At 72.2% G+C, this 15,647-nt stretch carries 15 protein-coding genes; 5 read left to right on the top strand and 10 right to left on the bottom strand.

Features of this window, described 5'->3' with window-relative positions:
• Positions 1-175: 175 nt before the first annotated feature.
• A complete protein-coding gene (locus H295_RS0132415; protein WP_051135644.1) occupies positions 176-1,933 on the bottom strand; it encodes a GAF domain-containing protein in 1,758 nt (585 codons plus the stop codon).
• Between the two features lie 62 nt (positions 1,934-1,995).
• Positions 1,996-3,033, bottom strand: a complete 1,038-nt coding sequence (gap, locus tag H295_RS0132410) for a type I glyceraldehyde-3-phosphate dehydrogenase (RefSeq protein WP_020139510.1) — start codon at positions 3,031-3,033, stop codon at positions 1,996-1,998.
• 215 nt (positions 3,034-3,248) lie between these two features.
• Between gap and H295_RS0132405 the strand changes: the two genes are divergently transcribed.
• Together H295_RS0132405 and H295_RS0132400 are read left to right on the top strand one after the other, a co-directional pair.
• Positions 3,249-3,647 carry a hypothetical protein gene (locus H295_RS0132405; RefSeq protein ID WP_020139509.1) on the top strand — a complete coding sequence of 133 codons (399 nt, stop codon included), beginning with the start codon at positions 3,249-3,251 and terminating at the stop codon, positions 3,645-3,647.
• Positions 3,648-3,851: 204 nt separating this feature from the next.
• Positions 3,852-4,304: a pyridoxamine 5'-phosphate oxidase family protein gene (locus H295_RS0132400; protein WP_020139508.1), complete on the top strand. Its 453-nt coding sequence runs from the start codon at positions 3,852-3,854 to the stop codon at positions 4,302-4,304.
• Between the two features lie 33 nt (positions 4,305-4,337).
• Here H295_RS0132400 and H295_RS0132395 read toward each other — a convergent pair whose 3' ends face one another.
• The 7 genes from H295_RS0132395 to H295_RS0132365 form a co-directional block, all read right to left on the bottom strand.
• Entirely contained in the window at positions 4,338-5,219 is an 882-nt protein-coding gene (locus H295_RS0132395; RefSeq protein WP_020139507.1) for a universal stress protein, read from the bottom strand.
• 112 nt (positions 5,220-5,331) lie between these two features.
• A complete protein-coding gene (locus H295_RS0132390) occupies positions 5,332-7,716 on the bottom strand; it encodes a phosphoketolase (protein ID WP_020139506.1) in 2,385 nt (794 codons plus the stop codon).
• Between the two features lie 125 nt (positions 7,717-7,841).
• Positions 7,842-8,672: a universal stress protein gene (locus H295_RS0132385; RefSeq protein WP_028809951.1), complete on the bottom strand. Its 831-nt coding sequence runs from the start codon at positions 8,670-8,672 to the stop codon at positions 7,842-7,844.
• A gap of 171 nt (positions 8,673-8,843) precedes the next feature.
• Positions 8,844-9,284, bottom strand: a complete 441-nt coding sequence (locus tag H295_RS0132380; protein ID WP_020139504.1) for a pyridoxamine 5'-phosphate oxidase family protein — start codon at positions 9,282-9,284, stop codon at positions 8,844-8,846.
• A 118-nt stretch (positions 9,285-9,402) separates the two neighbouring features.
• Positions 9,403-10,101 (bottom strand): helix-turn-helix domain-containing protein, encoded by a 699-nt coding sequence (locus tag H295_RS0132375; protein ID WP_020139503.1) that lies wholly within the window; start codon positions 10,099-10,101, stop codon positions 9,403-9,405.
• A gap of 17 nt (positions 10,102-10,118) precedes the next feature.
• Complete coding sequence (locus H295_RS0132370) at positions 10,119-11,192, bottom strand: zinc-dependent alcohol dehydrogenase family protein (protein WP_020139502.1); 1,074 nt, start codon at positions 11,190-11,192, stop codon at positions 10,119-10,121.
• 132 nt (positions 11,193-11,324) lie between these two features.
• Positions 11,325-12,323: an Acg family FMN-binding oxidoreductase gene (locus tag H295_RS0132365; RefSeq protein WP_020139501.1), complete on the bottom strand. Its 999-nt coding sequence runs from the start codon at positions 12,321-12,323 to the stop codon at positions 11,325-11,327.
• A 301-nt stretch (positions 12,324-12,624) separates the two neighbouring features.
• Here H295_RS0132365 and H295_RS0132360 point away from each other — a divergent pair, with 301 nt between their 5' ends.
• The 3 genes from H295_RS0132360 (at position 12,625) to H295_RS0132350 (ending at position 14,532) form a co-directional block, all read left to right on the top strand.
• A complete protein-coding gene (locus tag H295_RS0132360; protein ID WP_020139500.1) occupies positions 12,625-13,188 on the top strand; it encodes a hypothetical protein in 564 nt (187 codons plus the stop codon).
• Between the two features lie 163 nt (positions 13,189-13,351).
• A complete protein-coding gene (locus H295_RS0132355; protein ID WP_020139499.1) occupies positions 13,352-13,600 on the top strand; it encodes a hypothetical protein in 249 nt (82 codons plus the stop codon).
• Positions 13,601-13,830: 230 nt separating this feature from the next.
• A complete protein-coding gene (locus H295_RS0132350; RefSeq protein WP_020139498.1) occupies positions 13,831-14,532 on the top strand; it encodes a response regulator in 702 nt (233 codons plus the stop codon).
• A 491-nt stretch (positions 14,533-15,023) separates the two neighbouring features.
• Here the strand turns inward: H295_RS0132350 and H295_RS43820 are convergent, their stop codons facing one another.
• The gene (locus H295_RS43820) at positions 15,024-15,644 is read right to left on the bottom strand and encodes a V-type ATP synthase subunit D (RefSeq protein WP_020139497.1); all 621 of its coding nucleotides are present in this window, start codon (positions 15,642-15,644) and stop codon (positions 15,024-15,026) included.
• Positions 15,645-15,647 lie beyond the last annotated feature (3 nt).

Below are 15,647 nucleotides of genomic sequence, written 5' to 3'. Positions count from 1 at the left end.
CAGGCTCACCCGCGGCAGTTGTGGCCCCCAGAGGCCGAACGGCCCCCGCGCCAGGGCCTCCTGGGCCCGGTGGGCCGCACGGGCCTCACCCTCCATGGTCGTAGGGTGTGCGAGAGAGAGCGATGGGCCGCCCGGCCGTAACACCCGGCCACAGGACCCCTGTTGGGGAGTCGGCTCAGTCGGTCACCGGGACCCGCCACACCAGGGTGGTGCCGCCCGGCTCGGGACAGTCGATGGTCAGGTCTCCGCCGAGACCCTCCGCGCGGTCGGCCATGTTGCGCAGCCCGCTGCGGCGGCCCTCGGCCGGAATCCCCACTCCGTCGTCGGCCACGGTCAGCCGGACCTCGCGCCCGTCGGTCTCCAGGACCACGTCGGCGCGTCCGGCGCGGGCGTGCCGGGCGACGTTGGTGAGCGCCTCGGAGAGGACGGCGACCACGTCGTCGGCGATCTCCCGGGGCACGTCCGTGTCGACCAGGCCCTCCATCCGGATGCTGGGGGCGAATCCCAGCACCGTTGCCGCTTCCCCCACCACCCGGACCGTCCGGGCCCGCAGCCCTGTTCCGGCGCCGTCCTCGCGCGAGCGCAGACCGAAGATGGTGGACCTGATGATCTTGATGGTCTCGTCCAGGTCGTCCACTGCGCGCACCACGCGCTCGGCGGCCTCTGCGTTCTCGATGCGGCGTCCGGCGCTCTGCAGGGTCATACCGGTGGCGAACAGTCGCTGGATGGCCAGGTCGTGCAGGTCACGGGCGATGCGGTCGCGGTCCTTGAGCACCGCGACCTCCTCGGCGTCCTGACGGCGCTCCGCGAGTTCCATCGCGACCGCGGCCTGAGCGGCGAAACCGCGCAGGGGCTCGATCTCCTTGTCGGTGAACGGGGTCCGGCCGGCCTCGCGGGCCAGCAGGACGACCCCGCGCACCCCGTCGGCACCCGACCCGATGGGCACCCCGACCGCCGGCCCCAGGCCGCCGAATCGCTCCGGAGCGGCCGAGATCCGCTCGTCGGTGGAGACATCCGCGCTGGTCACCGGCGACGCGGAGGCGAAGGCGTGGCCGATGAGGCTGCCCTCCACGGGCACGACGAGACCCCGGTGCGCCTCGGCTCCCTGTCCCACGGCCAGTTCCACGGTGAGCGAGTCGGTGTCGCCCATGGGGGTCGCGACCAGGGCCAGTGCGGCGTTGGTGTTCTCCCGGGCACGATCCGCGATCAACCGCAGGACCTCCGTGTGCACGCCGCCCGACATCAGGTTGTGGGTGATCTCCGCGTTGGCCTGAAGCCAGCGCTCGCGCAGGCGGGAGTCCTCGTAGAGGCGGGCGTTGTCGATGGCGACACCGGCGGCCACCGCCAGCGTGGACAGCACGGCCTCGTCCTCCTCGTCGAACTGCACACCTCCTCGCTTCTCGGTCAGGTACAGGTTGCCGAAGACCTGGTCCCGGACACGGATCGGGACGCCGAGGAAGGTGTTCATCGGCGGATGGTGGGGTGGGAACCCGTACGAGGCGGAGTGCGCGGACAGCTTGGTCAGCCGCAGCGGCTCGGGATGGCGGATCAGCTCCCCGAGGATGCCGTGGCCCTCCGGATAGGGCCCGATCCTGGCGATCTGCTCGTCGGTGACCCCGACGGTGTGGAAGGCGGACAGACTCCTGCCGTCGGGACCGATCACGCCGAGGGCCGCGTACTGGGCGTCCACCAACGCGGCGGCCGCCTCGACGATGCTGTGCAGCGCCTGCTCCAGGTTCAGTTCACGGCCGACCGAGAGCACCGCCTCCAGGAGACTGTGCACCCGGTCGCGGGTCCCGCGGGCCGCGTCGAGTCGGGCCTGAAGCTCCTCCAGGAGTTCGTCCAGCCTCAGCTGTGGAAGCCTGATACGGGCCTTTTCGGTTCCCTCCGAGCCACCCACGCTTGATCCTCCAGACCCCCCGGCCGGGATCATTGCCGTCAGGTACCACGCTAGTGGTCCGGGGCTCCGGACGGTACAGAATCGGCCGGTCGGTCTCACACGAGCGGCCGTGGGGTCAGCCGGGCGGCGACATACCGGGTCAGGTCGACGAGCCGGTTGGTGTATCCCCACTCGTTGTCGTACCAGCCGAACACCTTGACCAGGTCACCGTGCGCCTGGGTCAGCGGCGCGTCCAGGACGCAGGACGCGGGGTCGCCCACGATGTCCCGGGAGACGATCGGAGCGTCGGACACCCGCAGAACGCCCTTGAGCGGCCCGTCGGCGGCCTCCCGGAAGGCCGCGTTGACCTCCTCGGCCGTCACCGGCCGTTCCAGCACCACGCTCAGGTCGGTCAGCGAACCGTCCTCGACCGGCACCCGTACGGCGATGCCGTCCAGCGTGCCCGCGAGCTCCGGAAGCACCAGGCCGACCGCGCGGGCGGCCCCGGTGGACGTGGGGATGATGTTGACGGCGGCGCTGCGGCCACGCCGCAGGTCCTTGTGCGGGCCGTCCAGGACGACCTGGTCGTTGGTGTAGCCGTGGATGGTCGTCATCAGCCCCTTGACCAGGCCGAAGTGCTCGTCCAGCACCTTCACCATGGGGGCCACGCAGTTGGTGGTGCAGGAGGCGTTGGAGACGACGTGGTCGCGCTCGGGGTCGTACGTGCCCTCGTTGACGCCCATGACGAGCGTGGCGTCCACGTCCTTGCCCGGCACGGACAGCAGCACCTTGCGCGCTCCGCCCGCCAGGTGCGCTCCGGCCTGCTCGCGGGTGCGGAACCGCCCCGTGGACTCGATGACGATGTCGACACCCAGCTCGCTCCAGGCCAGCGCGGCCGGGTCGCGTTCGGCAGTGACCATGATGCGGTGCCCGTCCACGGTCAGGGAGCCCTCGTCGTGCTCGACGGGACGGCCTATGCGACCGTACGTCGAGTCGTAGGCCAGCAGATGGGCCAGTGCCGCCGGCGAGGTGATGTCGTTGACCGCGACGACCTCCACCGGCGTGCCGGTGCCGTTCCCGGCGCGCTCCAGCACACAGCGCAGGTAGTTGCGTCCGATACGGCCGAAGCCGTTGATGCCCACGCGCACGTTCATGTCCGTCGTCCTCCCCGGTCGGTGTCCGTTTGCTGCCAGTCTGCTGCCAGGGCCGGCAGCGGGGCTTGGGCCGTACGGGGCAACCGCGGGACGTCCGGCCCAACGGCCTCCGGCGGGACCCGACGGCCCCGCCGGAGGGCCGAGTGGCCTCTGGGAGCGGCGTGGCACACCGGCCACTCTGGAATCGCCGGTACGAGATCGAAGGGGTGGCACGCATGACTCCCAGGAAGACCGGGGCCGACGACCCCGTCGCGGGGCCCGTCGGGATTCGGGCCGAGGGCGACGTGGACGAGCAGGAGCTCGCCTACATCCGGGCCAAGGTGCGGGCGGCCCTCGACCGCCCGGGTATCCCGCCCGCCATCGGTGAGGTGCGCATCTCCCGTGCGACCGCGCATCACGCCGGGCAGCCCTGGACGGCGGGCGGTGAGATACGGGTGGGACGCGAGGTGGTGGTCGTGCACGCCCGGGAGGCGAGCGCGCACGAGCTCGCCGACCGGCTGCAGGACCGGCTGCGCGGCGTGGTGGAGCGTCTGACGCACCGCGCGGATGCCGCTCGCAGAGCCGCCGAGCCGCCCCCGTGGCGGGGCGGCGGGGCAGGCGGGGAGCAGGGTTAGCAGGAGCGAGGGGGCTCCCCGGGACGAAGTCCGGGGAGCCCCCTCGTCGTCGCGGCCACCAGCACCGCACGTGTCGCGTCTCGGCACCTGGAGGGTCCGGGTGGGTACTACATCGGGCCCGATCGGCCCTGTCGGCGTCGCCGTCGACCGGCTCAGATGTTTCAACCACGACCAAACGATCCCCACGTTCCCAGGGAATCCGCCATGATCCTCGGCAACGCCCAGCCCGCCCCTTTCGAGCCCCGCCGCAGCCTGGGCATCGACAGCGTCGAGGCACTGCGGCTCCTGGGCAGTGTCTCCTTCGGGCGAATCGTCTTCACCCAGCAGGCACTGCCGACGATCCGCCCGGTCAACCATGTCCTCGCCGACGGCGACATCGTCATCCGCACCCATGCGGGCGCGGCTCTGACGTCACGAACCCGGCAGGCTCGGGATCTCGGAGTCGTCGTGGCGTACGAGGCCGACGACATCGACCCGGACACCCATCTCGGCTGGAGCGTGGTGGTCACGGGCTATGCCCGCCTGATCACCGATCCGGAGGAACTGGCCCGGTACCAGGCGCTGTTGCGACCGTGGGCGGAGCAGACCATGGACTACGCGGTCCGCATCCGGCCGGATCTGGTCACGGGGATCCGCCTCACCGCGCCCGGCGTCTGATACGTCGCCGGACGGACGGGCGCGAGGAGCGGCTCAGTCGTGTGGCACGACCGCCACCGGTGGGACCGCCTCCCGCAGGACGTGGTGTGTCACCGGACCGATGTGCGGGCCCAGCTGCGCGGAGCGGCGCCTGCGGCCCACGACGACGAGCCCGGCGTCGCGCGAGGCGTCCACCAGATGCGATCCGGCGGTGCCGACCACGGCTTCCTCGGCCACCTCGACCTGGGGGTACTTGTCCCACCAGGGCCGTAGCGCCTCGGCGAGCGTCTCAGCCCGGCCGGCCTGCGACTCCTCGTCGGGCCCTCGGTCCTGAGCGGTGGACGGGTCCCAGCCGTGGACGACTCTCAGAACCGCCCGATGACGTGCGGCGACGTCAAAGGCGAAGTCCAGAACGGTTTCGGTCTGGCTGTCGCACAGGTCGAGGCCGAGGACCACGCAAGGGTGCGAGCCGGACGGCAGTGGGGATTCCGCCTTGCCCGGCCGTGGCCCGGTCGCTTCCCGGACGAGGACGACCGGCCGCTCGGCCCGTGCCAGAACGGCCGAGGCCACGGAACCGAGCAGGTAGCCGGTGGTACGGCCGAGCCCCCTCGATCCGAGGACCAGAGGGTCCGCCTCGCGGGCCGCGTCGGTCAACGCGGCCACCGGGCTCCCGTCGAGCCGGGCCCACCTCAGACGCAGCCCGGGCCGGCGATGCGCGAGGACCGCCGCGACCTCGCGCAACATCTGGTCGGCACGGTCCATGCCGGCGGTCGTCACGGGGTCGCCCGCGAACGGTGCGTAGTCGTGGAGCGGCTGGTCTCCGGCGTGCACGAGACGTAGGGGGATCGCGCGCGACCAGGCCTCGTCGGCGGCCCACTCCGCGGCAGCGAGGCTCTCGGGTGAACCGTCCAGACCGACGGTGACGGTGCGGCACATAGGGGCCTCCTCGGGATCGTGCCTTCACTCTCCTCGGCGGTACGGCGGTTGCAGAAGGGGCCACAGGTCCCCAGCGGGGCCGCAGCACGGCCCCGCTGGTCATCGGTGCCGCTCAGCCGTCCCAGGTCCAGTCCGCGACCTCCGGCAGGTCGGTGCCGTGGGCGCGGATCCAGTCGTGGTGCCGCAGGCGGGCGTCCTCCATCCGCTGCCGTACGGCGGCGGCGCGCACCGCGAGCCCCGGGACGCGGTCGATGACGTCCATGACCAGCCGGTACCGGTCGAGGTCGTTGCTGACGACCATGTCGAACGGTGTGGTCGTCGTACCGATCTCCTTGTAGCCGCGTACGTGCAGGTGAGGGTGGCCCGCCCGCCGGTAGGCCAGGCGGTGGATCAGCCAGGGGTAGCCGTGGTAGGCGAAGATCACCGGCTTGTCGCGGGTGAACAGCGCGTCGTACTCCGCGTCCGGCATACCGTGCGGGTGCTCCTCCTGCGGCAGCAGCCGGGCCAGGTCGACGACGTTCACCACCCGGACGGTCAGGTCGGGCAGATGCCTGCGCAGCAGCTGGGCGGCGGCCAGGATTTCCTGGGTGGGCACGTCGCCCGCGCAGCCGAGGACCACGTCGGGTTCCCGACCGCCGTCCTCGGTCCCGGCCCAGTCCCAGATGCCGGCCCCTCGCGCGCAGTGCACCCGGGCCTGGTCCATGGACAGCCAGTCGAAGCAGGGCTGTTTGCCGGCGACCACGACGTTGACGTAGTCCCGGCTGCGCAGCACGTGGTCGGCGACGGACAGCAGGGTGTTGGTGTCCGGCGGCAGGTAGACCCGTACGGCTTCGGGGCTCTTGTTGAGGATGTGGTCGACGAAGCCGGGATCCTGGTGGGAGAAGCCGTTGTGGTCCTGGCGCCAGACGTGCGAGGTGAGCAGGTAGTTGAGGGAGGCGATGGGCGCGCGCCAGGACAGCCTGCGAGTGGTGCGCAGCCACTTGATGTGCTGGTTCACCATCGAGTCGACGATGTGCACGAAGGCCTCGTAGCAGGAGAACAGGCCGTGCCGGCCGGTGAGCAGATAGCCCTCGAGCCAGCCCTGGCAGGTGTGTTCGGAGAGGATCTCCATCACCCGGCCGTGCCGTTCCAGATGTTCGTCGACGGGCAGGGTCTGCGCCTGCCAGGCCTTGCCGCTCGCCCCGTACACCGCCTGGAGCCGGTTGGAGGCGGTCTCGTCCGGGCCGACGATCCTGAAGTCGCGGCGCTCGCGCGTCATGCGCATGACGTACTCCAGCATGTCACCCAGAATCCGGGTGGGTTCGTGCATCGTCGCGCCCGGCTTGTCGACCTCGACGGCGTACGACTCCAGGTCCGGCAGCGGCAGTTCGCGCGTCAGCAGCCCGCCGTTGGCGTGCGGGGTGGCGCCGAGCCTGCGCTCGCCCCCGGGCACGCAGGAGAGGACCTGGTCGCGCGGGCGCCCCTGCTCGTCGAACAGCTCCCGCGGGCGGTAGGAGCGCAGCCACGCCTCCAGCTGCCGCAGGTGCTCGGGGTTGTCCCGCACGGCGGACAGCGGGACCTGGTGGGCGCGCCAGGTGCCCTCGACCGGGAGGCCGTCGACCTCGGCGGGGCCGGTCCAGCCCTTCGGGGTGCGCAGCACGATCACCGGCCAGTGGGCCCGTTCCGGGACACCGTCCTCGCGGGCGCTGCGCTGGATCGCGTCGATGCGCTCCAGGGCGTGGTCCATGGCCGCGGCCATGGCCCGGTGCACGGCCATGGGGTCGTCACCGGTGACGTGGATCGGTGCGTGGCCGTAGCCGCGCAGCAGCTCGTCGAGTTCGGCCTCGGGGAGCCGGGCGAGCACGGTCGGGTTGGCGATCTTGTAGCCGTTCAGGTGCAGGATCGGCAGGACCGCGCCGTCGTGGACGGGGTCGAGGAACTTGTTGGAGTGCCAGGAGGCGGCCAGCGGCCCGGTCTCGGCCTCGCCGTCGCCGATGACACAGGCGACCAGCAGGTCCGGGTTGTCCAGTGCGGCCCCGTAGGCGTGCGACAGGGAGTAGCCCAGCTCGCCGCCCTCGTGGATCGACCCCGGGGTCTCCGGTGCCACATGGCTGGGCACCCCGCCGGGGAACGAGAACTGCCGGAACAGCCGCTCCATGCCGGTCGCGTCCCTGCTGATGTCGGGATACGTCTCGGAGTAGGTGCCCTCCAGCCAGGAGTTGGCGAGCACGGCAGGTCCACCGTGGCCGGGACCCCAGATGCACAGGGCGTCCTGGCCACGGGACTTGATGACGCGGTTGAGGTGGGTGTGCACGAGGTTCAGGCCCGGCGAGGTGCCCCAGTGCCCGAGCAGCCTCGGCTTGACGTGCTCCGGGCGCAGGGGTTCCGCCAGCAGGGGGTTCGCCATGAGGTAGATCTGGCCGACGGACAGGTAGTTCGCGGCGCGCCAGTGGGCGTCCAGGGCTTTCAGCTCGTCGTCCGTGAGCTCGGCGGGCGCCTGCTGCGTGTCGACGGACATCGGGTTTCCCTTCCGTGGCGGGTCTCGGGGTGGACGTGCGCGCGGTGCGGCACAGAACCAGCTTCCGTCCGCCCGCGGGGCCCTCGACAGGGCCGTTCGGGCCACCCCTGCCGGCCCGGGTGCCCCTATCCGGCCGGCACCACCACCACGGGGCAGTGCGAGCGGTGCAGCAGGGTGTGTCCGACCGTGCCCAGCCGCGGCGTGCTGCCGTGGCCGTGGCGGCGGGCCCCGATCACGACCAGCCCGGCCTCCCGTGTCTTCTCCAGCAGGGCGTGCGCCGGATCGGTACGGACCGTCACGGTCTCGACACCGACCCCGGTGTGGCGCTGACGCAGTTCGGCCACGTCGAAGCGTCCGACCGCCTCCTCGCCCGCCTCGCGCCGGGCCGCCTCCCGCTGTCCCGGGCTCGTCCCCGGGATCAGCGACGGCAGCTCGGGCGTTTGGTGCCGGTGGCTCCAGGCGTGCAGGACCGTGAGCCGGGCACCGCGGCGCTCCGCCTCCTGGAAGGCGTAGGCGGCCGCGTCCGCGTCGGTGTCGTTCTCCAGGCCGAGCAGCACCTCGCGCCCGCCGTCGCACCGGTGATCGCCGCGGACGACCAGGAGGGGACTGCGGGTGTGCCCGGCGAGCCGCAGGCTCACCGATCCGAACAGCGTGCCGGAGACCCGCCCGAGCCCGCGGGTGCCGACGACGGTGAGGGCGGCGCCCTCGCTCTCCCGTACGAGCGCCTGCACTGCGGTGCCCTCGGCGGCGCCGGTCACGACCGGCAGGCCAGGATGGTGGTCGCGGATCCGAGCAGCGGCGGCGGCCAGCACCGGCCCCGCCTCGTCGTGATCGGTCACGGCGTACAGGATGTGCAGGGTGGCGCCACGCCGCTCGGCCTCCTCGGCCGCCCAGTCGAGTGCTCGTACGGCGATCAGTGTGCCGTCCACTCCGACGACCACGCGCTGTCCAGTCATGTCCCGGCCCCTTCCGTGCACGTCCCTCCCGGTGGTCGGTCCACCGGGCTCTCGCGACGATGTTCGTCCACGAGGGAGGAAAGGGGCAGGGACCGCGTGGGTCGGCCCGGGCGCCGTGCGGCCCTTTCACTCCGGGACGTTCGGTCCCGCGCGGACCGCGGTGAGCTGTGCTCAGAAGGCGAGCCGGGTGCCGTACACGGAGCGCCCGCCGACGAGTTCACGGCCCGTGATCAGCTCGGGTGCGATCCGCACGAACACCTCGTCGGGCGAGGGTGCCCAGGAACGTGGCCCGACCTGGCACAGCCGCGCGTGCTCGGCAGGATCGGTCACCACCGCGGCCTGGCCCGTGACGACGACGCTCCAGCCGGCCTGTGCGGTCGCGTCGACCTCGTCCGTCTCGAAGGCGACGACCACGCCGTCGACCGCGCGGACCAGTTCCGAGGCCGCTGCCGTCCGCAACAGCACGCCCCCGTCGAAATCCAGCGAGAAGTTGACCGGCAGGACCGCGGGCAAGGCGTGTCGTGTGTGAACGATGCGCCCCACAGGCACCCTCGCCATCAGGCGCAGACATTCCTGCCGGTCCAGTTCACGGAAACCGTCATTCGGATACATGGGCGGTCCAACCTTCGCCGCGTGGTGAGTCGTCTGCCCCAGCATGTACCCGGCCGTTGCCGGAGCATGAGGGGCCGTTGGCCCCTGACCACGCGCGGGACGGCCCTGCGCGTGTGGTTCACCCGCCCGGCAGACGCTCCCTGATCAGCCGGCCGGTGATCTCCACCGGGTCGAGGCGGACCCACAGGTCGCGCCGCCCGCCGGCCCAGGGTTCGCTGTACGCCCGCTCGGTCAGCCGCCGTACCTCGTCGGGCCGCGTCACCTCACGGGCCAGGCCGCGCACCAGCACGCTCCAGCCGTGCCGGAACACCTCGTCGACGTGGTCGGCCTCGAAGGCGACCTGCTCGCCGGGGACCGCGCCCGGGAGGGAGTCCGGGGCGGTCCTGAAGACGATGACACCGTCGACGACGGTGTAGTTCACGGGAAGGATCGTCACGCCCTCGGCGGTGATCATGCCGAGCCTGCCCACCCCGTGCGTCGACAGCCGCTCCCAGCACTCGTCCGTGCCGAGTTCCACCGACTCCGCTGTTCTGCTCGCCCGGCCCCGCCCCGGCGGCAGATCGACGTCACCGCCGGTGAGGACCGTGACCCCGGTGTCCAGCGCGTCGGCGAGCCGCAGGAGGGTGCCGACGCCCGGAGCGGCAGCGGAGGTCTCTTCCAGGTAGCGGAGGTATCCGGTGTCCATGCCGGCCCGGTCGGCCACTTCCTGCCTGGTCAGGCCGAGCTCTGCACGCCTGCCGGCGAGGCGGCGGCCCAGGTCACTCGCACCCTGGCCGGTCGCGGGCTGCGCCGCACCGGCCGACGCGTGTTCACGCACGGCTCTCTCCTCCTCCGTCACGAGGCCGCAGGAACGGCGAGTGCGTCGTGTCGCGGCTCGCCCAGCACGACCTTGAGGGCGCCGGTCTCGGACGCGCTCCCGAAGACGTCGTACGCCTCCTCCATGCTGTCCAGGGGGAAGGTGTGGGTCACCATCGACGCGGTGGGCAGTCGGCCGGCTGCCGCCATCCGCAGCAGCGTGGGGGTCGACGAGGTGTCGACCAGCCCGGTCGTCATGGTCACGTTCTTGATCCACAGGTCTTCGAGATGCAGCGTGGCAGGCTTGCCGTGCACCCCGACGTTCGCCACGTGCCCACCGGGCCGCACCATCCGCGTGCACAGCTCGAAGCTCTCGGGGACGCCGACGGCCTCGATGACGACATCGGCGCCCAGGCCGTCGGTGAGGTCGGCGACCAGTTGGGCGGGGTCCTCACGCACGGACACGACGACGTCGGCACCGAGCCGCTTGGCGGCGTCCAGCCGGGAGTCGGCGAGGTCCACGGCGATGATCCGCTCGGGGGTGTAGAGCTGCGCGGTGCGGATCGCGGCCAGTCCGATGGGGCCGGCGCCGACGACGGCGACGGTGTCCCCGGGGCGCACGCCACCGTTGAGCACGCCCACCTCGTAGGCGGTCGGGTAGATGTCGGCGAACAGTACGGCGTCCTGCCCGCTCAGTCCGCCGGGCAGCCGGTGCACGGACAGGTCGGCGTACGGCACGCGCACGTACTCGGCCTGTGTGCCATGGATCCGGTGGCCCAGGATCCAGCCTCCGCCACCCAGGCACTGGCCGTACATGCCCTGCCGGCAGAAGCGGCAGCGGCCGCAGGCGGTGATGCAGGAGACCAGTACCTCGTCTCCCGGCCGGACGGTGCGCACGTCGCTGCCGATCTCGACGATCTCGCCGACGGCCTCGTGGCCCAGCACCGTGCCGGGTTCCACCTCGGGCACGTCGCCCTTGAGGATGTGGAGATCCGTCCCGCAGATGGTGACGTCCTTGACCCGTACGACGGCGTCGGTGGGGTCCTGGACGGCCGGGTCCGGCACCTCCTCCCAGGCGGACTGTCCGGGGCCGTGGAAGACGAAGCCCTTCATGACCGTTCCTCCTTCGCTCCGGGGCACCGGAAGTGCCCCACGGTTCCAGCGTGGGCCGAGTGACCGGCGTCCGCATGGGCCGTTCGGTCCCCACCGCACGACGGGACGGCACTGGCCCGCCGGCAGGCCTTCTCACCGGAGCGTCTCCGGGTCGCTCACCTCCTGCGGGGCGCGCCGCGGGGTGGCGGGGCCCTCGGGGCCGTAGCCGAGGCGGATCAGCATCTGGGCGTGCCCGGTGTGATCGGGCTCGGGGTTCAGTTCGGTCCGCAGGTCGGGCCACTCCATCGGTTGGTGCAGCAGGGAGGCGCGCACGCCGTGGGCTGTGGCCACCAGCAGTACGTGTTCGAGCGCCTGCCCGGTGCGCAGCCAGTCGGTGCGTCGGTCGTGTTCGGTCGTGAGCAGAGCGATGAGCGGGGTGGTTTCGAAGTCCTGGGCGGGCAGCCGTTCGGGGTGCCGCTGGGCGGTGAAGTCCCGCATCGGGATCTGCTCGCGCGCGTCCTGTGGTCCCAGGGTCGTCCTCGGCAGCCCGATGTCCGTGGCCCCGGCCCCGTCCGGGTGCAGCCAGCGGCGGCTCTCCGTGCCGCGGTTCGTGTCGGCGCGGTTGCGCTGCTCGGCCTCGGACACCACTCGCAGCATACGGGCCGTCTCGGCGGGGGCGGGGAAGGTGACGAGGGCGCCTTCCATGTGCGCGGCCTCGGCGAGTTCGGCGCGGACCGGCGGCGGGACCTGACGGCTGGAGAAGGGCATACGGCTGCTGTGCCTGCGCCAGACCGCAGGGTAGAGGTCGGCACGGAACGTGACCGTGGTGCGGTGGACGGGAGCCGTCATGCGCATCGTGGCCAGGAGGCCGGGGTCCTCGGGCCTGGGCAGCAGGCGTACGACGGGTGACCAGCCGAAGTGGAGTGCGGCGACGCGGAGGTTGAAGACGGATGCGCCCACCGAGATGTGCAGGGCGCGGCCGACGGGGTCGGCCTGGCGCAGGCTCCGTTCCGGGGCGGCTCGCACCTCCAGGGTGGCGGTGTCGGGGTCGAGCTGGTAGCGCCAGGGCTGGCTGTTGAAGAACGAGGGCGCCGCCACAGCTGCCGAAAGGCAGGCTTCCAGGGTCGTGGCGTCGAGAGATGCGATGCGCATGATGCTCTCCTCCCGCACGAGCGACGGACAGGTCCCGTGCCTTCGAGGGTGGGGCGGTGGGAGGGTGCGGTGAGGGGGTCGATGGTCCCTGGTCCGGGTCCGACCGGGGTACGGCCCGCGCACCCGGCACGCCTGGACGGCCGGCCCGGGCGACCAGTTCCGGGCCGAACGGCCCAGCTCTGTCGGGGACTTGACCCCGACGGTCCCTGCATCGGCCCCTGACAGGCCCCTGCCGCGGCTGGGCCACGGCTGTCACGTTCCCGGACAACGACAGTGACGGTGCATGGGGAGGTGCGGACCGATGGCCGGGCGTACGAGGACGTGGTGGTGGCGGTGGCGCGGCAATCCGCTCCGGCGGCGCGAGGACGTGCTGGAGGCGTGGCTCGTGTTGGCCGTCTGGGTGATCATGGCCGTGGGCGGCACGGTGGCCGGTGTGGCGACCGCCCAGGGGGCCGACGGGGTCTTCGCCCGGCAGCGCGCCGGGCGGACACCGGTCCGGGCCGTGCTCCTCGTGGACACCCCGCGGGCCACCGCGCACAGCTTCCGGTCGCCGGCCGCGGTGCGCTGGACGGCACCGGACGGGTCCGTGCACACCGGCAAGACCCTCGTGGAATCGGGCCGCCGTGTCGGCTCCGCGGTCGAGGTGTGGACCGACGTCCGAGGCGATCTGGTGACCGCACCGCCGAGCCGGACCGAGGCGTCCGTGGAGTCCGGCCTGCTGGGCGCGGCGTCCGCCTTCGGCGTCTCCGGCGTGGTGTTCGGAGTCGGGAGCGTCCTGCGCAGGGGACTCGACCGTCGGCGCCTCGCCCAGTGGGACGTGGAATGGGGCATGGTGGGACCCCGCTGGGGACACCGCACCGGTTGACTCTCACGCCGTTCACGCGCCGAGGGTGCTGCCCACGGCGGAGTCCAGGGGGCTTTCGGCCTGGGAAGGGGCAGGTCGGCCACTGCCCCAGGCCCGGCACCCGATGCAGGCTGACAGTGACCACGCCGTGGCGTACGGCGTTCGATCCCTCAGGGCCAGTGCCATGGTTGTCCTCACCGTGTTCCTCCAACTGCTCATCCTTGTGGGTGCGTTGTACGACACCGCCCGCCTGTGCGCGCCGGGCACCGTCGGCGAAGCCTCCCGGCTGCGACGGGACAGCAAGCTGGAGAAGAGCGAGATCCGGCTGGTCGCACGGCGTCTGCACGGTCGGATCGACTCCGCCGCCTACCGGTCCGGAATGCGCGACCTCGCGGAGGGCCGTCGGCCGACCCGACGGCGGCGTCCGGGCTAGGTTCTCCGTGACCGTGCCTGCGATGCCGTGAGGCGGACGGGGACGCCGGCACCCCGAAAGTCCGGGCACCGGCCCGCTGGCGCCGCCTGCTCCCGGCCGCAGCGCACACCGAGGCTCCCACGGACGCTTGGCGTGACGGCTCTGCGCATGCCACGTGCACGGTGAAAGGCACACTGGACATGAGCAGGACCACCCGCAGACGGCACGTGACCGGGAGCGAGGGAGTCGAGATGACCGAGGCACGCACCTTCACCCCGCAGGACCCCATCCGGGTCTTCCTCCTAGACGACCACGAAGTCGTCCGCCGCGGCGTGATGGACCTCCTGGACGCCGAGGACGACATCAGCGTCGTCGGCGACGCCGCCAACGCCGACCACGCACTCGTACGCGCCCCCGCCGTACGCCCCCACGTCGCCATCCTCGACGTCCGCCTGCCCGACGGCGACGGCATCACCGTCTGCCGCGAACTACGCAGCCGCATGCCGGACCTGGCCGTCCTGATGCTCACCTCGTTCGACGACGAGGACGCCCTCCTCGACGCCATCATGGCCGGCGCCTCCGGCTACGTCCTCAAACAGATCAAAGGCACCGACCTGATCTCCGCCGTCCGCACCGTCGCCTCCGGCCAGTCCATGCTCGACCCCGCCACCACCGCCCGCCTCATGCGGTCACTCCGCACCGAGCCCACCGACACACCCGCCCTCGCCCCCGAGCTCGCCGGGCTCTCCCCCCGTGAACGCGACATCCTCGCCCTCATCGGCGACGGCCTCACCAACCGCGAGATCGGCAAGCGGCTCTACCTCAGCGAGAAGACCGTCAAGAACCACATCTCCCGCCTCCTGTCCAAACTCGGTGTCCAGCGCCGCGTCCAGGCCGCCGTCCTCGCCACCCACCTGGAACAACCGGAGACCGGGGACCACTCCTCGGGCTGAGGGGTGCGCAAGCGGCTGGAGACGCGACAGGGCCGGTCGGCCCTGGCGGCAGGGTGACACGGCCCGCGTTCCGGGGGCTTTGGCCTCAAGCGGAGGGAGCGGAGGCGGAGAAGACTCCTTGGTGCACGCGGCACCGAATCGACCGGAGCACCGCGGACGGCGTCCAAGGAGGCGGCGATCATGAGGCGGATACAGCAGACCAAGTGCCCCCGTACTCCCCGCCGGCCGGAGCCCCAGGACCTGCGCACGCCCTCCGGGCGTCCCCTCCCCTACTGAGGGACGGCGGTCGCGGCCGTACCCCTCGAATGGGGCCGGTCGGCCCTGGTGCGCACGCGGTCGAAATGATGTGCTGGAGGTGGCGGGAAGGGCTCGCCGGGAGACGCGGGGAAGCGCCTTCGGGGCGCGCACCGCGCAATCAGGATCCGCGAGAAGCGGATGGGCCCTTCCCGCCCTGTGCTGCCCGGTAGGCACCGTGACCGCGTCGCCTGGGGTCAACGCCCCTGTGCCTGTCTGTCCGCCACCCATTTCCTGCGCACCGCGTCCTCGTGCTCGTTCTGTTCGAGCCCCGCGTCGACCCGGGCGAGTACGGTCTCCAGCCGCGGAATCCAGTGCCGCCGCAGGGCCCGCACCCGCCGCCGGGTACGGAGCAGTTCGTCCCCCACGGCGCGGGCCGCGGCACCGGCGGCTGCGTACTCGGCGGCTGCCCGTACCGCGTCCGCGTAGGCGGCCCCGGCGTGGACCAGGGCGGTGTTCGCCGGTGCCGGTTCGTCCGGATCGGCATCCGGCACGCCACACGAGGCGGCACGAGGATGACGTACGCCCATCGTCGAGGTCCAGGTGATCTCCAGTTCCGCGGGACGCCGTGTGAGGGCCGTGTCGAGAGCGTCCTCGCCCCCGAGGAGCAGTCCGCGCCGCACCCAGGACTCCGCCTCCGTGAGCCGCGCGTGCCACTGTTCCCGCGCTGCGCGCTCGGCGCGCAGCAGTTCCTCGTGGCGGGCGTGAAGGACGCGCAGTTTCCGGTCGAGCAGATCGGCCCCGTGGCGCGCCACTTCCAGGCCACGGCGCAGTTTGAGACGTCCGGCCCGGCCGGGGGGTACGCGCAGTTCCGTCATACG

The sequence above is a fragment of the Streptomyces sp. 351MFTsu5.1 genome (assembly GCF_000383655.1).
In the GTDB taxonomy this organism is placed as follows: domain Bacteria; phylum Actinomycetota; class Actinomycetes; order Streptomycetales; family Streptomycetaceae; genus Streptomyces; species Streptomyces griseorubiginosus.
The sequence above is the reverse complement of the archived record's forward strand: the minus strand, read 5'-3'. Positions and strand labels throughout refer to the sequence as shown.